This is a genomic window from Egibacteraceae bacterium (assembly GCA_035540635.1).
In the GTDB taxonomy this organism is placed as follows: Bacteria; Actinomycetota; Nitriliruptoria; order Euzebyales; family Egibacteraceae; genus DATLGH01.
Genome location: DATLGH010000092.1, coordinates 22,489 through 42,703 on the forward strand (window position 1 = coordinate 22,489; position 20,215 = coordinate 42,703).

The window sequence follows — 20,215 nt, forward strand, 5'->3', positions numbered from 1 at the left end:
TGTTCGGCAGGGGCGGAGCGACTTACCATGGCGCTCGAACGCGGGCTGTCCGACGACGTCCTTGCCTCTACCCGGAGCGTTGCCTGTCCATGGTCCTCCCCCGCCGCAGCGGCACCAACACCTGCTCCGTGCGCCGCAACCGGGCGCTGCTGGTGCCGCTCGCGGCCGTCCTCTTCGTCGGCGCCTGCAGCGGCGGTGACGATCTCGGCGGGCAGGCGGTCGCGCGCCTCAGCTCCGGTGAGGCGGTCGAGGTGGCCATCGGCACGAGTTGGCAGCCCCTGTCGGTCGGCGACGAGGTGCCCGGCGGCGCCCGGGTGCGCACCGGTGAGAGCGAGGCGCGTCTGGCGTTCCGGGGCGGCGAGGTGTGGCTCGCCCCGCAGGCGGCGGCGGTGCTCGAGGACAACCGGCTCGACCTGCTGCGCGGCGAGGCCCTCGTGCAGAGCAAGGGCGACCTCGACACCCGCTGGACCGACGTGGAGGTCGACGGCTCGGGCGTGTACCGCCTCACGCCGGGCATCGCCCCCCGGATCGGGGTCTACCGCGGCGAGATCCGCGTGCACCGGCCTCCCGAGACCCGCACGGTGCGCGCGCTGCGGGAGGCGGCGCTGTCCTCGCGGCGCCTGCCGCCCTCCGGGCAGCCGCTCGCCTACCGCCACGACGACCCATGGGACCGGCTGCTGCTGGCCGACGCGATCGCCTTCGACGGCGAGGCGGAGCGGCTCGTCCGCGGACTGACGAACGAGTACGGCACCGAGCCGCGGTCCGAGGACTTCTACGCGGGTTTTGCGGTCGCCCCCGAGCGCACCGTCCCGCTGGTCGCCCGGGCGGTGCGCGGAGGCGCGACGCCGGCCGGCGTGGGCCCGCCCGGCGAGGCGCTCCTGCTGCTGTTCGTCGCCCAGTCGGCGGCGGACGCGGACACGCCCGAGGCAATCGCCGCAGCGCTCGAGCGGGTGGTCGAGCTGCGGTCCGCGGGCGCGCGGTGGGGGCTCGTCGCCACCGAGCTCGGGATCACCGCGCGCCGGCTCGCCGAGGTGGTCGACGCCGCTCAGCTTCGCTACAGCGCACGGGTCGCCCGGGTCGAGGGCGCGTCACCCCCGGCCGCCGCGACCGCGCCCGGCGCCGCTCCCCGACCGCAGCCGGGGGCGCCGGCCCCCGGAGGGGCGACCGAGCCTGCGAACCCCGCGCCTCCTGCGCCGCCCGCTCCCGCTCAGGAGCGGCCACCGCCCCCGCCGACCGGGCAGGAGCCGGCGCCGGGCGCCCCGGCCCCCGGCCCACCCGGTGGTGGGCAGGCCGACGACCCGCCCGGCGGCGCACCGGGCCCCGCGCCGAACCCCACCGACCTGCTCGGCCGGCAGCCGTCGAAGGGCCTCGTCGAGTCGGTTGTCGACCTCCTCCTCGCCATCCCCTGAGGCGGGTGCCGGGAGGCTTCTCGGCACCGTCAACTAGACTGCGCAGGTCCGTCCGGAAACGAAGGGATCGGCGTGCTGAGCCCCGAGGAGATCGAAGGGCGGGACTTCCTCGTCTCGTTGCGAGGATTCGACCGCGCCGAGGTGCGCTCGTTCCTCGCGGAGGTCGCCGCCCAGGTCGGCGAGCTGCAGGGGCGCCTCGAGGACGCCGAAGCCGCCTATCGGGCGCAACGCGACGTCGAGCCGCCTACTGCCGACATCCCGGACGAGCCGCCGAAGGAGACCGGGACGTTCGCCGGGATCGGCCGGGAGACGGAGCGCATCCTCGAGGCGGCGAAGGAGGCCGCCGAGGGGATCATCCGCCAGGGCCGTGTCGACGCCGACCGCGAGGTGCAGGCGGCGCGGCGGGAAGCCGTGCGCATCATCGCGGAGGGCGAGCAGCGCCGGGAGGCCGTCGAGGCGGTTGTCGCCGGTCTCGAGGCCGCGCGGGCGGAGCTCTCCGAGCACCTGCGCGAGGTCGGGCGCACGCTCGACCGGGTGCTCGCCGAGCTCGCCGAACCCGTTGCGGCCACCGTGCGCGAAGCGTTGACGGCCGAGCTGCGCGCGGCGGTGCCCGAAAGCACCGACAGCGGCGCGGGGGGCGCCGACGAGGCGCGAGAGGGTCCGGCGGAGCCGCCCCCGGGTGCCCTTGCCGACCCTGTCGACATCGACGAGGGACCAACCGTCGACGCGCCGGGGTCGGCAGACGCGCGCGCGACCGGTGACGGCGCCGCCGCGGGCCACGAGGCGCCGGTCACGCCGGTGGAGGCGCGGGGCGAGGCGGGCGGAGCGGGGGAGCCCCGTGACGCGGCACGACCGGTGGAGACCTCCTCCGCCCCGGAGGCTGCGGCCGAGGACGTCAGCGAGCCCCCGGTCGACGAGCTCGCCGACGTCATCCCCCTCGACGAGGCGGCGGACGACCCGTCCGACCCCCACGGCCTGCGCGGGTCGGCGCTCACCCCCCTGCGCCCCACCATGCTGCGGGCCATCAAGCGCGCGTTGCAGGAGGTGCAGAACGTGACCCTCGACCGGTTGCGCCGGGCGGGCGGCGAGGCCGAGCCGACGATGCTCCTGCCCGGCGACGACGAGCTGAGCACGATCGCCGCGGCGGCCGCGGATCCACTGGCGGGCGCCTACCGTGCGGGCACCGATGTGGCTTCGCTGATCGCCGACCGCGAGCTGCCCGATCCGTCCGCCGACCGCGACCTCGTGGCCGACTTCCGCTCGGACGCCGCCGAACGGGTTCGCAGCCCGCTGGCCGCGACGCTGCGCATGGGCCGCTCCACGAACGAGCCGCCGCCCGCGCTGTTCGACCGGGTGGCCGCGGTGTTCGCCGAGCTGCGCAGCAGCGTCGCCGAGGAGCTCGCCACGACGCACCTCATGCGCGCCTACGAGCTCGGCCTGATCGACGCGTGGGCCGCAGGCGGCATCACGCACCGGCGGTGGGTGCTCGGGCGGGAACCCCGGTGCCCTGAGGCGCGTTGTCGCCATAACGACCAGGCCGGCGTGGTGGCGATGGGCGCCACCTATCCGAGCGGCCACGAGGTCCCCCCCGTCCACGTCGGCTGCAGCTGCACAACCGTCCCCGTATCGGAGTCCTCTCCATGAGCAACGCCGAGCCGCGTCGCGGCCGTCGCGGCGACCGCCGCATCCTCGGAACCTGCCGGTGATCCACGAACTCCGCCGCCGCTGGTGGCTGCTCCTCCTCGGGCTCGTCGTCCTCCTGCTGGTGTTCGGGACCCGGGTCGCCACCTTCTACACCGACGTCCTGTGGTACGACAGCCTCGGCTTCAGCCAGGTGTTCTGGACGTTGCTCACGACGCGTGTCGGCCTGGGTCTCGTCACCGGGCTGCTCATGGCGGGCCTGCTCGCGGGCAACCTCATGCTCGCGCGGCGCCTCGCGCCGCCCTACCGCATCCCATCGGCGCAGGAGGAGAGCGTCGAGCGTTACCGGGAGGCCGTCGAGCCGTTCGCCCGGCCGCTGCTGCTCGGCGTTGCGCTGCTCATCGGTGTGCTGTCGGGGCTGTCGATGGTGGGGGAGTGGGACACCTACCTGCTGTGGGCGAACGCGACCGAGTTCCGCATCGCGGACCCGCAGTTCGGCCGCGACGTCGGCTACTTCGTCTTCGTGCTGCCGTTCCACGCGCTGGTGAACTCGTGGCTGTTCACCGCGCTCGCGCTCACCACCGTGCTGTCGGCGGTCGCTCACTACCTGTTCGGCGGCATCCGCCCCCAGTCGCCGGGGCAGAAGATCGCCCCGCAGGTCGCCGTCCACTTGTCGATCCTGCTCGCCGGCCTCGTCGCCGTGCGCGCCTGGGGCTTCTGGCTCGACCGGTACATGCTGAGCTACTCGCAGCGCGGGACCGTCACGGGCCTGTCCTACACCGACGTCAACGCCCAGCTCATCGCGCTGCAGCTGCTCGCGGTCATCGCCGCGGTGACGGTCGTGCTGTTCCTCGTCAACATCCGTTTCCGCGGGTGGCTGCTGCCCTCGGCCGGTGTGGGCATCCTTGTCGTCGCCGCGGTCGTGCTCGCCGGGGTGTACCCGGCGGTCATCCAGCGCCTGCAGGTGGTGCCCCAGGAGCTCCCGCGCGAACGGCCGTTCATCGACCGCAACCTGCAGATGACCCGCTACGCCTTCGGTCTCGTGATCGACGACGACGTCGAGTTCGAGCGCTTCCCCGCCGCCTCGTCGCTGACGCCCCAGCAGGTGGCCGACAACCAGCGGACGATGCAGTCGATCCGGATGTGGGACCCCGCAACGCTGCAGACCACCTACAAGCAGCTGCAGGAGCTGCGGACCTACTACGACTTCCGCGACGTCGACGTCGACCGCTACGTGATCGACGACGACCTCCAGCAGGTGATGATCAGCGTCCGTGAGCTGAGCGAGACGGACCTGCCCGCCGCCGTGCAGAACTGGCAGAACCGCCGGCTGGTGTTCACGCACGGCTTCGGGCTGGTGGCGAGCGACGTGAGCATCGCCGACCGGGGCGGCCAGCCGGTTTTCTTCGTGCGCAACATCCCACCGGAGGGCGTGGAGAAGCTGCAGATCGAGAACCCGCGGATCTACTTCGGCGAGAACCCGCCCGAGTACTCGATCATCAACACCGACCAGCGCGAGCTCGACTACCCCGTCGAGGGGCAGGACCCGGCGACCTACGAGTACACCGGGCAGGACGGGGTGCGGATCGGGGGGCCGCTCGGGCGCCTCGCCTTCGCACTGCGCTTCGCCGAGCCGAACTTCCTCTTGAGCGACCTCATCAACCCCGACTCGCGGGTGCTGTTCACCCGCCACATCCGCCAGCGTGTCGAGGCGGTTGCGCCGTTCCTCAAGTACGACCACGACCCCTACCCGGTCGCCGTCGACGGGCGGGTGAAATGGGTGCAGGACGCCTACACGACCACCGACATGGTGCCGTACTCCGAGCGCATCGAGCTCGCGGAGCACACGCTGGCCGAGCAGCGCCAGCTCGTGCCGACTCAGGGGCCGGACGGCGAGCTCGTCCTCGTCGAGCAGACCCGCCAGCTGCCTGGGCTGACCGGTCAGGCGAACTACATCCGCAACAGCGTCAAGGCCGTCATCGACGCCTACGACGGGACCGTCGAGCTGTTCGTCGTCGAGGAGGACGACCCGGTCATCCGGGCCTGGATGAACGTCTTCCCCGACAGCTTCACGTCGGTCGCGGAGGCGAGCGAGGATCTCCAGCGCCACTTCCGCTACCCCGAGGACATGTTCCGGGTGCAGGCCTCCATGTTCGAGCGCTACCACATCATCGACGCCGAGCAGTTCTTCTACGGCGAGGACGTTTGGACGACGCCGCTCGACGAGGCGTTCACCGCCAACCAGCAGGCGCTGCCGGCGGCCCAGCAGCAGCGGCCGCGGGAGATGCGGCCGTACTACCTGCTCATGCGGCTGCCCGGCGAGGAGGACGAGGAGTTCGCCCTCATCCAGCCGTTCACGCCTTTCGACCGGCCGAACCTCATCGGCTGGCTAGCGGGGCGCAGCGACGGCGAGAACTACGGCCAGCTCAAGGCCTACATCATGCCGCCCGACCGCACGGTGTTCGGGCCGAACCAGGCGCAGTCGCAGATCGACCAGGACGCCGAGATCGCCCGCCAGATCGCCCTCTGGAGCCAGTCGGGGTCGCGGGTGATCTACGGCAACCTGCTCGTCATCCCCATCGAGGACTCGCTGCTCTACGCCCAGCCGTTCTTCCTGCGCGCCGAGCGGGGCGAGATCCCCGAGCTGCGGGCGGTGGCGCTCGTCTTCGGCCAGGAGGTCGTCTTCGAGAACACGTTGAGCGACGCGCTCGTGGTCATGTTCGGCGAGGGTGCCGGCGGCATCGACCTGCCCGAGGGCGTGGCCGCGGACGAACTGCCCGTGCAGCGAGAGCCGAGAACCGCGCCTGACGGCGAAACCGGCACGTTCGACCCGCAGGTCGCGACCCTGATCCGCCAGGCGCTCGAGCGGTTCTCCGCCGCCGAGGAGGCCCTGCGCGACGGCGACCTCGGCACCTACCGCGACGAGACCCGGGCCGCCAACGACCTGCTCGAGCGGGCTCAGGACCTCATGGACGGCGCCGCGCCCGCCGCCACGGACATGGACGAGCCGACGGACGCCGCGGACGAGGACCCGGAGGCCCCGGCCGCCTGACCGTGCGACCAGGTTGCGATGCTTTCGGGGCGCTGCTACCGTCGAGGACGCGAGGTGGAGCAGTTCGGTAGCTCGCCGGGCTCATAACCCGGAGGTCGCGGGTTCAAATCCCGCCCTCGCAACTACTAAACGGCCAGGTCAGCGGGCATTCGCTCGAAGCTCGTCCGGCCACCACATCACCCTCGGGAGTACCATCGGGAGTACGGCGCCGGGGCCGCCGGGGCCGATGGGGTCGTTGGGGCTCCCCGAGAACCACGTTCCGTGGAGGACCTGTAGCACCGACCGTTCCGGTGCCCCTGGTTCGAGGATCCGTCCCGCGCTCGGCGTCACACCGCCGCGTCCCGCGGGGGCAACTCCCTGCATGACCCGAGCACAGGGACGGGCAAGCCGTGGGTGAGACACAGCGCATCACGTCGCACTCGATCTACAAGCGGGGCGGGGAGCGCAAGTGGACGCTCGAGGTGCGGCGCAAGGGCTTCGGCACGTCGAAGACCCGCTGGCCGACGGAGAAGGCCGCCCGGCAGGAGCTGGCCCGGCTGAAGAAGCTGGACGAGGCCGGCGTGCGTCCGACTGGGCCGAGGACGCCTTTCGTCGAGATCGCCGAGGCGTGGCAGGACTGGTACTTCTCCATCGCCGACATCGCCAGCGCGACCATCGTCGGACACAAGGGCGCGCTCAACGCCTGGATCGTCCCGGCACACGGTGAGTGGGGGTTCGTCAACCACCGCGTCGAGAGCGTGACCCGCGAGGAGATCACCCGGCTGATGGTCACCATGCGCGAGCAGGGACGAGCCGAGTCGACCATCGCCAACACCTACACCACCCTCCGGCTGGTGATGGCCTATGCCGTGGACATGCGGTACATCGAGCGCAGCCCCTTTGACGCGATGACGGCAGCCAACAAGCCACGCATCCGACGTCGCCGGACCCCCGAGATCTACGAGGTGGCCGACATCTGGAACGTCTTCGACGCGATCCGCCGCCGCCGCGGGACCGCCTTCCCGGACTTCGCGCTGGCATGGCTGACGGCCTACTACCAGGGCATGCGCATCAGCGAGGTCCTCCAGGTTCGAGCCGCCGACTTGAACTGGACCCGCGGCACTCTGATGCGCCGCTCGATCAAGACCGACGGTGTCCCCGGGCCCAGGTACCTGCTCGGTCCGCTGGGACCGTTGCTGCGGGAGTACGTGGACTCCCACGGCATCACCGGCTACCTGTGGCCGCGACTCGGAAGGCGGCAGCTGGACCCGGCGAAGGTCGAGAAGGCGGCTCTGATGCGCGCGGAGGGTTGGACCTGGGTTGCCATCGGACAGGAGTTGGGGGTATCCAACGTCTGGGCCAAGCGGCTCTGGGAGGCCTCGCAGGGACCATTGTCCTTCCCTGACGAGCCCGCGACGAAGGACTACTTCCGCCAGCAGGTGTGGGTGCCCGCGCTCGAGGACGCCGGACTGACCGGGTTCCTCGCCAAGGATCTGAGGAACACCTGCATCGTCCACCTCATCGACGGCGACATGACGGGTGAGCCGTGGGACCAGCCCGCGGTGGCGCATCACGTTGACCACGACCTGCGGATGACCCAGCAGATCTACTACCGCTTCCGCCCCGAGCGCCTGACGGGCATGAAGGCCAACTCCCACTCCCTGGAGGAGATGAGCGTGGACGAGGCGATCCGCCGCTACCGGCCCGACTCCTCCCCGCGGGCCAGGTAGGAGAGGCCGAGCATGGGCTTTCGGCCGGACGCATCACCCTCCATCGCCCGCGGGGCACCCGGTCGATGTCGCCAGGAGCCGCTCGGGGACTCGCTCATCGGAGAGGCTTCACCGTGGCGGCGTCCATGTAAGACACCAGCGCTTCCTGCGGGATCCTGATAATGTTGGAGATCCTCAGGTACTCGATCTCACGGTTGTCAAGGAGCCGCCTGGCGGTCATCTGGCTGACGCCCAACAGCTCCGAGGCTTCCGCGACGGACAGCAGGGTTTCGTTCACAGGTCCTCCCGTTTTGCCGGGGCTCATGCGGCAGCAGGGCTCTTGATCCCATCGAGCTGCGCGAGGGCTTCACGGGTCCCATCGTCGGTAGCAGACCTGCTCACCACGCGCCTCGCGGCCTGGCGTTCTCGGCTCGCCAGCGATACACCGTCGCTAGCGGGACGGCCAGGTGGATCGGCGAGGTGCTCTGGCGACAGGAGGGCGTCGCCCAGGGCTACTGCAGTGTCTGCCATCGGTTCACCTCGCAGGCTGACCGGTTGCCGTGAGAAGGCCGTGTTCCTCCGCCACGGTTGTCACCTCTTCCATCACTCTTGCGACGCGCCCACGTCTGGCCGCGATGTCCGAAGGGAGTTGCCATCGGCACGGCGGCGATGTGACGTCGATCAAGGTCGCCGGTCAGGCGGCGCCTACCCTACCCAGCACCCGCTCGATCACCGTGCGTGAGGCGGCGACGATTCAGGGCTTCCCCGACACCTACTTCTTCTGCGGGCCTCGGGCGAACCAGCCGCTACAGGTCGCCAATGCCGTGCCCCCTGCTCTCGCCCGCGCGGTCGCGACAAGGTAAGTCCTTGACGCGGCTGCGCCCCCCGCCCGTGCCGTACCGGTCGGAAGGCGCCGCCTGAGCGCTTCACGCCTCAAGCTGGTCCAGGGTTGACCTTAGGCTCTGCCTCAGCGTCCCTTCTCACGCTGCAGGGCGTTCGATGCCTATTGCGGCATCAGGCATCACACCCTCACCTTCTTGGAGTGCATCATGCCTCCGGGAGGTTTATTGGTGACAGCACCACGACAGGCGCCCGCGAGCAGCCCTGAACGCGGCCCGCTCGCGACAGCGTTGCGCGCCGCCCGCGGTGACCGCAGCATGCGGTCGGTCGCGCGGGAGGCGGGCGTCTCGCAGGCGCACCTCTCGCGCATTGAGGCCGGCGAGCGTGGCGCACCACCAGACCTGATCGAGCGCATCGCGGGCGCGCTCCAGGTTGATGCCGGTCCCCTGCTCGAGCTGACCGACGCCCTCCCCGGTAGCGTGATCGCGGCGCTCGCAGATCGCGACATCCGGCTCGCGCTCGGCCCTGGCGAGCTGCCATCCGACACCCGTCACCTGCTCAGGCGGCTCCACATCGCCCACATCGCCGAGCGCGTCCGCGCGCGGCTGGCGGGGCCGCCACGCGGGCCGGTCGACCCACGCCGCGTGCTCGCAGCGCTGGGCTGGCGGATGGAGCCCGGCATGTCGGCTGCGGTGGAGTTCCTGGCCGGTCACCGGGTCTCCGTCCCTCATGCCGCCGACGCCATTCGCCACCGCTTCTTGCTAGCGCACGCGGTGGGCCACCTCGCCCTGAGCGACGCGCCGGCGTGTGACCTCCAGAGCGCTTCCGACGCCGAGCTCGACGCCACCGCCCTCGCCGGCTTCCTGCTGGTGCCGCGGGCCGAGCTGCGGAACTTCGCCCGCGAGGAGGGCCGGCGGCACGACCTTTGGGATCCCGACGGTTCGGAGTTCCTCGCCGCTGCCGCGGTCCGATTCGCCGTTCCGCTGTGGATGATCGCGCGCCGCCTCGGAGAGGATGGGCGGCTCGCGGAGATCGCGGAGGTCGACGAGCGATGACTCAACCCTTTGACCGGTCGCTGCCTTCCCCGATCGGGGCGGTCCTCGCCGTGCGGTCATCGGCCGCGGACTCCGTCGTGATCGCGGGGCAGCTCAGCGACCGCCAGCAGCGAGTCGCGGTGCCCACCGGCGTCGAGGACGCCATCCTGTCCGAGATGGAGGGTGGCGCCCTCCGCCTGGTGCTCATCTCCGGATCGGCCGGCGATGGCAAGTCCTTCACGATCGGCAACCTCCTCGCGAGGCCAGGCAACCCCTGGGAGGGGCGGCCGGAACGGGTCATCGAGGACGCCACCCATAGCGAGCGGCCCGACCAGCAGCAGGTCACCCGCCTCCGCGAGTTCTTCGCGCCACTGGAGCGAGGCGCCGCGCCGGCTGGCGGGCCGCCCCTGCTCATCGCCATGAACACCGGCATGGTGATCCGCTTCGTCGCGGACCTGCGCGAGACCGACCCGGGCGCGTACACCAGGCTCGCGGACCTCGCAGAGGTGCTCCTGGGCGCGCTCGGTGTCCCGCACCGTTCAGTGAGAACCCCGGACCCGGCCTATGCGGCGTCGATCCTCGTGGCAAACCTCGACGAGCGGCCCACGACCGGCGCGTCCGCGACCCTGTTCCGCGGGATCCTCCGCTCCTTTGACCCGGGTGATCCCGCGGGCCTCCTCGAGGGTGCGCCCCGCTGCGATACGTGCCGCGTCCGGCCGTGGTGCTGGGTCCGCACCAATGCCGAGATCCTCAGCGCCGAACAGCCTTCGGCCGCGCTCGACACGATGGTTGACCGGCTCGCTCTCGAGCGCGGCCGCCCACTGGCGCCAAGGGCCCTGTGGGACGCCGCCGCCGCGATCACCCTCGGCGGGGCCGAGTTCTCCGAGCCGGACCCCTGCGACCGCATCGCCAAGGTGGCGATGCTCCCCGGGCCCGAAGCGCTCAGCGAGGTCTGGCTGCGCGTGCTCCCGAACTCCGTGTTCGAGGCACCCGTCGACCACGGGCTCGCGAGCCTCCTGCGAGACCGCGACACGACGTTCGCGGCTGACGGCGCCACGCACGACGTGGTCGCCGAGGCCGGTATCGATGCCGGCGCCGATGCTGCAGCGCTCGAGCGCCACCTTGGTGGCCCCTCGCGAGACGCGATCGCGCTCATCGCGGCGGCAGTGCGCTCGGGAGAGCTCGCCGCGGCGCTCCGTTCGGGCTGGCGACGATCTATCTGCCGCGCCCTCGCGCGCGCGGCGGTCCTGGCAGGCGACCTCGCCCCGGCGGACCCAGAGCTTGCAGGGTTCGCTGAGCTGCTCGAGGAGTACGCGTCAGGCGACTTCGGTGAGCGCGTGGCGGCGCTCGAGGAACTCGCGGGAGAGGCGCTCGCGCGGAGCTTCGGCGAGGAGGTCCGCTCCGAAACCTACTTCCGGACAGGGAACGAGGCCGACCGGGACGTCGCGGTCCACGTCCGAGTCGATATGCGGGCGGGCGAAACCCACGAAGTGCTCGACGACCCGGTCGTCCAGCGGAACCCGCGTGGCGCGCGCGTTGTCGGCTACCGCCCACTCGCCATCGAACTCGGAATCGCCGCGGACACCGAGCGCAAGGACATCTCGCTCACGGTCAATTACTCGCTCTACCGCGTACTGAGGGACGCCACGAGAGGGGTACTGCCGTCGGCTGCCGCGCTCGAGCGCTTCTACAGCTTGCGCCGCGCCGCGGCCGCCCTTGGCGCACACGCCGCGCGCGACCACTCGCAGCCTCTCCTGCTCGCAGACCGGCGCACGGGCCGGCGGGTGCGCCTCGAACTCCACGAGCGTCGCGGCAACCGGCGCTACCGCGACCAGGAGGTGCTGTGACCCGCCCCGCTGTCTCTACCGCTCTCACCCGTATCACGCAGCGCACTGGCGTCGCGCTCGAGATCGACGGCGCGACGCTCGACGTCGGCGGGCACCGCGTGCCTCTCCCCGCGCGCAGTGCCTGGGACAACCTCCGCATGCGGCATGCCTTCCCCTACGCCGCCCGCGGTGACCAGCGCGAGAAGCTTCTTTTCACGGCGATCCAGGACGCGGGTCCCGAGCGCACGACGCCACACCGGCTCGACGAGGAGCTTCGGTCGGACCTCGAGGACTACATCAGCCTCCCCGGGGCGCGGACCGTCGGCACGGTGGCTGACGCGATGCGCGGCGAGTACTGGACCGAGCCATCCAAGCGCCCGTTCCTCCTGCCGTACCACGCCGACCTTCCCCTGGCGTACACCCACTCGGTGCTTGTGAAGACCCCCCGCGGGAACGAGCGCCTCGCTCGGGACGGCAAGACGTTCAACGCCGCCCAGTACCGCATGTTCGCCGGCTACATCCTCCCGTTCCTTTGCTGGGACGGCACCGCTGTCAACACACCGCTCATCGACGAGCTGCTCCAGGTCGTGGCAAGCCAGGATGGGCTCACGCTCCTCGACACGCTCTTCCTGGAGGCCGCCCGCGCGCTCGCCGGGGACACCGGCGAACTCTCAAGTGAAAGGCTCATCGACCGCGCCGGGAGCATGCTGGGCCCGCTCGAAAACAGCAGCGGGGGGCCGTTCTGCCAGCACTCGCTCGCCCTCTTCCAGCGCGACCTCGCCACCGTCATCCGGATGGCCCTGCCACGCGCCGACCGGATCGCCGCGATCACGCAGGTGATCAGCCTCCACCTCGCCACCTACTACTACCGCGTCGCGCTCGTGCTCGGCATCGAGCTCGAAACACTCGCCGCCGCCACAACGGGGGAGGCAGCGACCCCGGCATGCCCCTGCACTGGTCTCGCCGCGTGCCCCCTCGCCGGAGCCATCAAGATGCGGGCGCCCACACGCGGCTTCCGCGCGATCTCGCTGTCGTCACCGAGCCGCGAGTCCTACCTGGCACTCGACCGCGACCGCCTCCTGGCAATGCCAGCGAACATCATCGCCGCCAACCTCCTCGAGCGCGCGTGGGCCGCGGTCGGCGGCACCGCCAGCCGCGAGGGCACCCCCCGCCCCGCTGCGATCACCGCCGAGCTCGGCCTCCGGCAGGAACTCCTCCGGGAGTTCGACGCCGCTGCGGCCGCGCTCAGCGTCCTCTACGCCGGCGACGCAGACGCTGCAGATAGCACCATCGCTCACATCGCGGCGCGCGAGCCCGGTCCGTTCGCGCTGCAATCCGCGGTCATCCAGATCCGCCGCTCGCGGCTAAAGCACACGTCGCGCGACGTCGTACACCAGCTCGCGCACCGGCCCGGAGAAGGCGCGATCCTCCGCAAGAACGGGAGCCTCTACTACTTCGAGCTCGACGAGGACATGCTCTTCCTTCTTGTCAAGCTCATCTGCCAGGACGAGACGATCGCGCTCGACACATTCCTGACGCGGCTGGCCGAGTACGGCCTCGCACCGCAAGACCGCGCCGAGACGGACCTCCTCGCATCGCGTCTCGAGGAACTCGGGATGCTCACCCGCTACTCCGACGCCGGGGAATCAAACTATGTCCGCCACATCTTCTGACCTCGCCGCGGAGGCGCTCCTAGACGCCGCAGCCGCCAGCAGCGTGGATCGCAGGATCGTCCTGAGCAGCCACCTCGGCCTCGACCTCGACTCTATCCACGGCGCCCTCCTCGCTCGGTCCGACCGCGACGTCGATCTCGTGCCCGGCTTCTCGGTCGTGCTCGGCAAGCCCGAGCATGAGCTCCAACCACGAGCCGGGTACACGCTCCGCGCCATCACGGCCGGCGCGGCGACCGTCGTCCCGTACCTGGTCAGTCCGCTCGCCGTCAGCGCCAACCGGGGGTCGCAGGGCTTCGCGGCGGCACTGCGCTCCGCCTTCCAGGCCGGGCCGCGGCAGCCCGCGGACACCCGCGTGCTCATCACGCTCGACCCGGCGCCTGTGGAGACGGTGCTCACCGCTTCCGAGGGCGCGGACTCACTTCCCGAGCTCACCTGGACCGAGCTCGCCAACCGTGCCAGGGTCTCGATCCGACCCGGTCCCGCAAGCGGGCTGCTCGACGCTGTCGTCTCCGACATCGCGCAGCGGCGCGGTAGCGCGACCCTGCTGGACCAGCTGCTCGCCTTCGTCTCGGACGACTGGGCCTCCGAGGAGGCCGCCGGTAGAGCGCTGCACCGGCTAGGCGCCCACCTGTCCGACCCTCACGTGGCTGGCGACTGGGCCGCAAGGCTTTCCCGCGGCGCGCGATGGCGCGAGCGCATCACCGCCTGGGCCGCCCCGGGCAGCGACCTAGATCACGCCCTCGCAACGCAGCCGACGATCAGCGAGGCCGTCGCAGCGAAGATCTCCTCCTCCCTCGGACCCCACGGCCCGGACTTCGCCAGCTTCACGCTGTCGGAAGTCGAGGGCACCGCGCCCGCCCCCGGGCTGGAGATCGCGTCGCCGCTCCACATCACGATCGCACCAGCGGTCTCCACGGTCGTCGCCGGCGAACCGGTAGCTGCGATCTGGCTGCCGGGAGGGTCGGGGACCTTCCGTGTGCGGCTCGCCGGCACCGCCGACGGCACCGAGACGGCGGCCGTGAGCTGGCAAGCCGGCGCGGCGCGCGCCGAGATCACCGGCCGCGAGCTGGCGATCACCATCGCCGGGTCTGGCTGGGCGGCCGGCTCGGCGGAGCTGCATTCCGCGGCAGGGCGGTCCCGCCTGAGTTTCCTCGCGTACTTCGGAAGCGGGAGCTGGTTCCCCGTCGAGCGCCGCCTGGACATCGACACCGCGGCCGCCGCGTTCGTCGTCGCTGGCGGCGAACCCGAAATCCTCGCCGTCGGCGCGGCCGGCCAGTTCCTGGGCCCCGCAACCGTCACCCTCCCCGGACAGGCCACCGGCATGATCACCGCCACCGCAACGTCCTTCGGTGAGGACGCAACCGTCCCACTGCTGCTCGCGGGCGAGCCCGGTGATGGCGACGACGGCGACGACGGCGGCGGCACCGGCGATGACGGCGACGATGACGGCGACGACATCGATGACGGCGGTGACGGCGGCGGGGCCAAGACGCGCCCGGCGCAGCCGTCCCCAGTCCACGCACGCATCGACGCGGCGCGCGAATCAGAATCCCCGGACGTCGGAGCGGTCACCTTCACCGCGGCTACCCCGATTCTCGTCGGCGGCTGGGCGTACGAGCTCGCGGGGCAGCTGGTCCGCAGTCACGACGGGCTCGATCTCGAGCGGCAGGTCCTCGCGTCTCCCGCTGCCACGGCGTTCGCCCTCAGCACCACCGGCGTGATCGAGCAGCTCGACGACCTCACGCTGCGCGACGCGGGCCCCCTCGCCCCGCAGGCTAGGGCGTTCCTTGACGCGCGCGCGTCGTTCTTCGCCGTCGCGGCGACGCGCGGCACCGTTCTCGCCCTGGGCGCTGACCTGCCACGGACGGAGGCGCTCGCGTACTGCGAAACCTACGGCGACCTCCTGGCGGCTGTACCCCGCGGCGAGCGCTACCGGCCGGAGTACGACTCGATCCTGCTGGCGGACACCATCACGTACACGCCAACAGGCGAGATCTTCATCGCGCCGACCCACCCGCAGACGGTCGCCTTCTACCTCGCGTTCGCCGAGGCGGCCGAAGGGTGGGTCACCAGCCAGCAGCTCCCATCCCGCGGCGACAGCGCGGCGATCACACCTCGCCACCTCCTGCCGATGTTCAACCTCGACGGGCGGTGGTTCGACAGCGCCCCCTCACCGGCGTTCCTCTGGCGCGCATACCGGCCGATGTACCAGCCGGGATCCCTGTCCGAGCACGACCCGCGGCTCATCTCGAACCGGCTCCGCTTCTTCCTCGACGTGTACCCGGCGTACAACGACCCGCGCCAGCGCATCGCGGTCGCGTTCCACGACCCCGGCGATGGGACCACGGTCCTCCAAGCCCTGCGCGCCTTCTACCGCCCCGACATCACCCACGCCCGCACGATGCGCGGCGGGCCCGCGCTGACCAGGCCTGTCCTCGACGTCAGCATCGTCGGGGACGGCGAGATCCCACGCGCCATCCGCACACTCCTGGACGGCATCAGCGACGACCTCGCTGACCGCGTGCTCCGCGAGCGCGTACGGTTCCGGGTTACCGAGGCAGGGTCACCGGACGCTGGCGGATTCCACCACGTCACGTTCCTCTTCCGCTCCCGCGGCGAGCGGACGCCCTGGCCGGTGGATATGGGAGAGCGCGCGCCGACGTCCTACGTCGGCGGGCTCGCGACCGCGCCCGGGCGGGCCATGCTCTCCGGGGGGGGCGAGTCCGCGTTCGCATGGGGCGCCTTCGCCCCAGCCGCGTGTGGCGACTCCGGCGCCGGCCGGCCCGGTTCGGTTCTCGCGTCAGTCACGCGCGGGCTCCTCGAGCTCGTCGGCGGCCAACCGCGCGAACTCGTACAGGACGGCCTCACCCGGATGCCCACGACCGTCGTGCACTCCGGAGATGGTGCCGCCATCTACGACTCCTCGGTCTGGATCGTCCACCTCGACCGCCTCCTGGGCCTCGAAGCGTTCACACCGGCGGCCGCGCACCCGCTCTACATCGTTGACTACAGCGAGAGCGATGACCCGGGCGATCCCGGCCTCGACGCCATCACCGTGACCGGCAAGGTCACCCCATATCACCACGCGCTATCCGTCGCGCTCGCTGACTTCGGGACCCTCACGCCAGCCGGCCGCGATGGCATCCTCCAGGTTCTCAACGGGGTATCGGGCCGGTGGGCACTCCAGCTGTTGCGGCAGGCGCCGCACCAGGTGCGTGAACGCGTCGGGACGGTTACCGCGATCGCCGTGCTGCGCGACCTGGAGCGCTGCTTCGAGATCTGCCCCGGCGCCGGAGTCATCGTGCCGCTCGAGGAAGTGTGGGACGCCGTCGAGCGCCGCGCCGCCGCTGCCGGTCAGCACCCGTCGTGCGATGACCTCGTCTACCTCCATCTCGCCAGGGACGACCTCGCGAGCGTCACCGTGACGGCCCGGCTCGTCGAGGTGAAGTTCCGCAGCGCCGGGCAGCCCAGCGCTGCCGAAGCACGCGCGGAGCTCGAGACCGGAACCTCCCGCCTCCGAGCTCTGTTCGACACCTCAGGCCCAGCGCGACTCTTCCGCGGCCGGGATCTTGCCGAGGTGATCCGGGCGGGGTGGACTCGCGGCCGCGCCTTCGGTCTCCATACCGGCGGCGACGCAGCCTGGTTCGAGTCCGCGCTCGCAGACATCGCCGCGGGCCGATTCCGCCTCGAGCTCCAGTACACAGTCGGGTCCGAGCCGGTCTGCGGTGACGTCATCTCGGTCGAGGCACAGAGCACCGCCGAGCCCGCGCGCGTGATGCTTCCGGGAGTTGGATCGGCGTTCGGAATGATCCGTGTCGGCCGCACCGCGCTGGACAGCATCGCTGCGGGCCGGTCAATCGCCCGGCCACGCGGCTGGGAACCAGCGACGTTTGGTGGCGGGGGTACCGGTGGCTCTACGGGTGGACCGCCGGCTGCTGGTGGTCCCGCGCCAGGCGCGGCGCCCGCGGGGGCGGCGGGCCACGCGGACCCGGCCGGCGATGCAACCGCCGGCGGCGGGCGCGACGCGGGGAGCGCTGCGGCTGGCGTGCCAGAGCCGCCCCCTCGCCGCACCGGTCATGGCGACGAGGAGGCCGAGCGGCTCGCCGGCGAGCTCACGCGCGCGGCTGCCAAGTACGGGCTCGACCTCGAGCCGTTCCAGCCCCACCTCGCGCAGGTCGGCCCCTCAGTGATTCGCTTCCGCACCCGACCGCTCGGCCGGCAGGCGCTCGCTGGTGTCCAGCGCCTCGCGCTTGATCTCGGTCGCGAGATTGGGGCCGGCGGGGGCGTCCTCGTCGATCAGGAGGCGTACTTCATCACCGTCGATGTGCCCAGGGCGCAGCGTGAGACCGTTCCCTACGCGGACTACGAGCACCTCCTCGATCGAGCGACCGCGCCAGGGTCTCTCGACTTCCTCGTCGGTATGGCCCCCTCCGGGGACGTGCGCATCGCGGATCTCGCGCGGCTTCCACACCTCCTCGTCGCGGGCGCGACAGGCAGCGGCAAGAGTGTCTTCCTCCGCGCCCTGCTCGCGAGCCTGGTACGGACCCGCACGCCCGAGCAGCTCCGTCTCATGGTGGTCGACCCCAAGCAGGTGGACTTCCTGCAGTTCGAGGACCTCCCACACCTCATGCTCGGCGGCGTGCTGACGGATCCCGCGGAAGCTCTCATCGCCCTCGTCGACACCATCGACCACGAGCGCCAGCACCGCCTCCCCATCCTCCGCGGCGCCGGCGTCACGAACGTCATCGAGTACTACGAAGCCGGGCACGCGCCGGAAGAACTCCCTCAGATTGTCGTCGTGGTCGACGAGTTCGCCGACCTCGCGACCTCACTCGACCGCGAGAACAGGGCCCGCTTCATGGGGCTCATCCAGCGCTACGGCCAGATCACCCGCGCGTTCGGGATCTACCTTGTGCTCGCCACGCAGCGACCGAGCGTCAATGTGATCACGGGTGACATCAAGGCGAACCTGACGGCCCGCGTCGCGCTGAAGGTCCAGGCGCCGCAGGACTCCGTCACGATCCTGGGCCGCGGCGGCGCGGAGCGCCTGCGAGACCGTGGCGACCTGATCTTCGATCATGGCGGCAACGCAGAGCGACTGCAGGGGTTCCTTGCCACGGCCGAGGACGCCCGCCGCGCGATCGGGAGGTGGCTCAACCCGGGACGATGACGGCTAGCCGGCATGGCTCGGTCCGTGATCCTGGCCGACTGCGTTCGGAAGCAGTATGCCGAGCACCGAACGCATCGCGCCTGATCACCCGCCAGCTTCACCGATCATCGGCATCGGTGACGGCATCGCGAACGCATCCAAGTAAGTCCTGATCGAACCCTCCGCAACGTCGAGTCCGGCGGTACTCCGCGATGCGATCGCCAGCGCAGCGTTGGAGACCAGGCGCGCAGCGTGTGACAACGGCGCAGCAGCGTCGGCGGGCAGGACTGCTCGTGCGCCATCGATCGCGTCCGCGACGAGTTCGAGGCGAGCGGCTAGCCGAGCGGCCCGGCGCTCGCTTCCCCAGCCGTCGTATGCCTCGTTGAAGGCGTGCGCTGCATCGTTTAGGGCGAGCCAGGCGACCGCCGCCGCAGCGGATGCCGGGGTCTCGACTGCGAGGCGATTCGCTGCGTTAGCGGGCAGAAACGTGCAGAGAGGGAGCGGACGGAACGAGTTCACGGCTTTGCGCCAGACCTTGTCGGCGATCTCGATCGCTGCGCGCGACAGGTCAATCACCGGCTCAGGCGCTTTTTGGGTCATCACGACGACGCGGTCGGGGCTGATGCGGCCTGACGCCTCGAGAACGGCTTGGAAGCAAGGTTCGATCGCGCTGAACGGGACATCATCGACCGTCACAGTTAGGACGCCGTTGTCGAATTCCCAATCGTGAACGTGCAGTCCGTTCGTCCCGAAGCGCGCCAAAGCGCCATGAAGATCGATGACCTTTCCGGTGTTGGGCGGTCGATGGATGTCGAGCAATCGGCCGAGAAGGTCGGATTCGGAACGAGCACATGTCCAACCGCATTCGGCGCCCGACATGAGGGCGTACGCGCGCTCGGTTGCCTCGACTAGCTCGTCGACGGCCACCTCGGCCTCCCCCACCAATAGCACCCCGCGTCTGCCGTCCCATTCGAAGTCCTCGTGGGCGGACGCGTTCCGCGCTGACGTGAGGATCACGCCTGCCGCCTCACGGCTCAGTGGGTGGCCGTCCGCCAAAAGTTGATCGCGCAGGGATGCGAGCTCGGGCATCCTGTCGAGGTCACGCCCGCGAAGCCGGAGGATCGTCCATGCCCATGGCCGAAGCTGACCTTCGACCATCCTGCGATACAGGTCGAGGCGCAACGGCGCCTGCTCGGCAAGGGTCCGAGCCTCCTCCAGCTGCGCTGTGACCCTCAGCATCGCGGCGTGGTTGGCCGCGCTGCGATCTACGCGATACTTCAGATCGCGCAGTGGCGTCGCGGCCACCTCAGGATCGGTGAGAAGTAGATCTGCGATAAGTGACCTCACCTGGACCGCCGCACGCAAAGAGAGGAGTGGCCGCGGTCCCAAGAACAGCGCGCCGGCGGCGCGGAGCCCGTCAATCGGGTTCGGTGGGCTCGAAGTGATGAGCGCCAGCACGCCATCAACGATGCGCGTCAGGTCCGCCTCGCGGCCGTGGAAGTAGGCGACGACCCGAGCCGGCGAGAACACCCCGCGGGCGTCACACACTGCGGCGCGTGAGACGCCGAAGAGAGCCTCAACTGGATTAACCACGGTGGGCGGATTGCACCCGAGCAGGCTGTCGAATGCGGCTCGCATCCTTTCGTCCCAGCTCCGGATGTCGATGCTGGCTGGTTGAGTGACTCCTTGAAGGGCTGCCATCCCGATCTCGAAAGCAGCGTCACGGATCGGAACGGCGGTGTTCCCGGGACCGAGCGCTGAAAGGCACCAGAGATCGAGCGTGAAACCTGTCACTTGCTCGGCGAGCGCTGAAGCGGCGGTGCTCAATCCGGCAGCATCGTCCGCCAGCGCAGCGCCGATTACCGCACGCGCGGGTGCGAGAACAGTCGACTCGGCTCGCTCA

Annotated in this window: 10 protein-coding genes and 1 tRNA gene; 9 read left to right on the forward strand and 2 right to left on the reverse strand. The window is 70.9% G+C overall.

Annotation, left to right across the window (positions count from 1 at the left end; genetic code table 11):
• Positions 1-89 precede the first annotated feature (89 nt).
• The 5 genes from VM324_14460 (at position 90) to VM324_14480 (ending at position 7,811) form a co-directional block, all read left to right on the forward strand.
• Entirely contained in the window at positions 90-1,409 is a 1,320-nt protein-coding gene (locus VM324_14460; protein ID HVM00493.1) for a hypothetical protein, read from the forward strand.
• Between the two features lie 72 nt (positions 1,410-1,481).
• Positions 1,482-3,053: a DivIVA domain-containing protein gene (locus VM324_14465; GenBank protein ID HVM00494.1), complete on the forward strand. Its 1,572-nt coding sequence runs from the start codon at positions 1,482-1,484 to the stop codon at positions 3,051-3,053.
• Positions 3,054-3,111: 58 nt separating this feature from the next.
• Positions 3,112-6,102, forward strand: a complete 2,991-nt coding sequence (locus VM324_14470) for a UPF0182 family protein (protein ID HVM00495.1) — start codon at positions 3,112-3,114, stop codon at positions 6,100-6,102.
• 48 nt (positions 6,103-6,150) lie between these two features.
• Positions 6,151-6,224, forward strand: a tRNA-Met gene (locus VM324_14475).
• 267 nt (positions 6,225-6,491) lie between these two features.
• Complete coding sequence (locus VM324_14480; GenBank protein ID HVM00496.1) at positions 6,492-7,811, forward strand: hypothetical protein; 1,320 nt, start codon at positions 6,492-6,494, stop codon at positions 7,809-7,811.
• Between the two features lie 94 nt (positions 7,812-7,905).
• On the opposite strand, the gene VM324_14485 is transcribed toward VM324_14480, so the two are convergent.
• Positions 7,906-8,088 (reverse strand): helix-turn-helix domain-containing protein, encoded by a 183-nt coding sequence (locus tag VM324_14485; protein ID HVM00497.1) that lies wholly within the window; start codon positions 8,086-8,088, stop codon positions 7,906-7,908.
• A gap of 772 nt (positions 8,089-8,860) precedes the next feature.
• On the opposite strand from VM324_14485, the gene VM324_14490 reads away from it, so the two are divergent.
• From VM324_14490 to VM324_14505, 4 genes are read left to right on the forward strand one after another with little or no spacing between them, the layout of a single operon-like run.
• On the forward strand, positions 8,861-9,685 hold the full coding sequence (locus tag VM324_14490) for an XRE family transcriptional regulator (protein HVM00498.1): 825 nt from the start codon (positions 8,861-8,863) through the stop codon (positions 9,683-9,685).
• Entirely contained in the window at positions 9,682-11,511 is a 1,830-nt protein-coding gene (locus VM324_14495; protein HVM00499.1) for a hypothetical protein, read from the forward strand. The genes VM324_14490 and VM324_14495 overlap by 4 nt, the downstream gene beginning before the upstream one ends.
• Positions 11,508-13,163, forward strand: a complete 1,656-nt coding sequence (locus VM324_14500; protein HVM00500.1) for a hypothetical protein — start codon at positions 11,508-11,510, stop codon at positions 13,161-13,163. Before VM324_14495 ends, VM324_14500 begins: the two co-directional genes overlap by 4 nt.
• A gap of 43 nt (positions 13,164-13,206) precedes the next feature.
• Positions 13,207-18,333, forward strand: a complete 5,127-nt coding sequence (locus tag VM324_14505; GenBank protein HVM00501.1) for an FtsK/SpoIIIE domain-containing protein — start codon at positions 13,207-13,209, stop codon at positions 18,331-18,333.
• An 84-nt stretch (positions 18,334-18,417) separates the two neighbouring features.
• On the opposite strand, the gene VM324_14510 is transcribed toward VM324_14505, so the two are convergent.
• Positions 18,418-20,139, reverse strand: a complete 1,722-nt coding sequence (locus tag VM324_14510) for a hypothetical protein (GenBank protein ID HVM00502.1) — start codon at positions 20,137-20,139, stop codon at positions 18,418-18,420.
• Between the last annotated feature and the right edge of the window lie 76 nt (positions 20,140-20,215).

Coding starts and splice junctions, on each gene's coding strand:
- VM324_14495 (HVM00499.1), top strand. CDS start 9,682: ATGACTCAACCCTTTGACCGGTCGCTGCCTTCCCCGATCGGGGCGGTC.
- VM324_14460 (HVM00493.1), top strand. CDS start 90: ATGGTCCTCCCCCGCCGCAGCGGCACCAACACCTGCTCCGTGCGCCGC.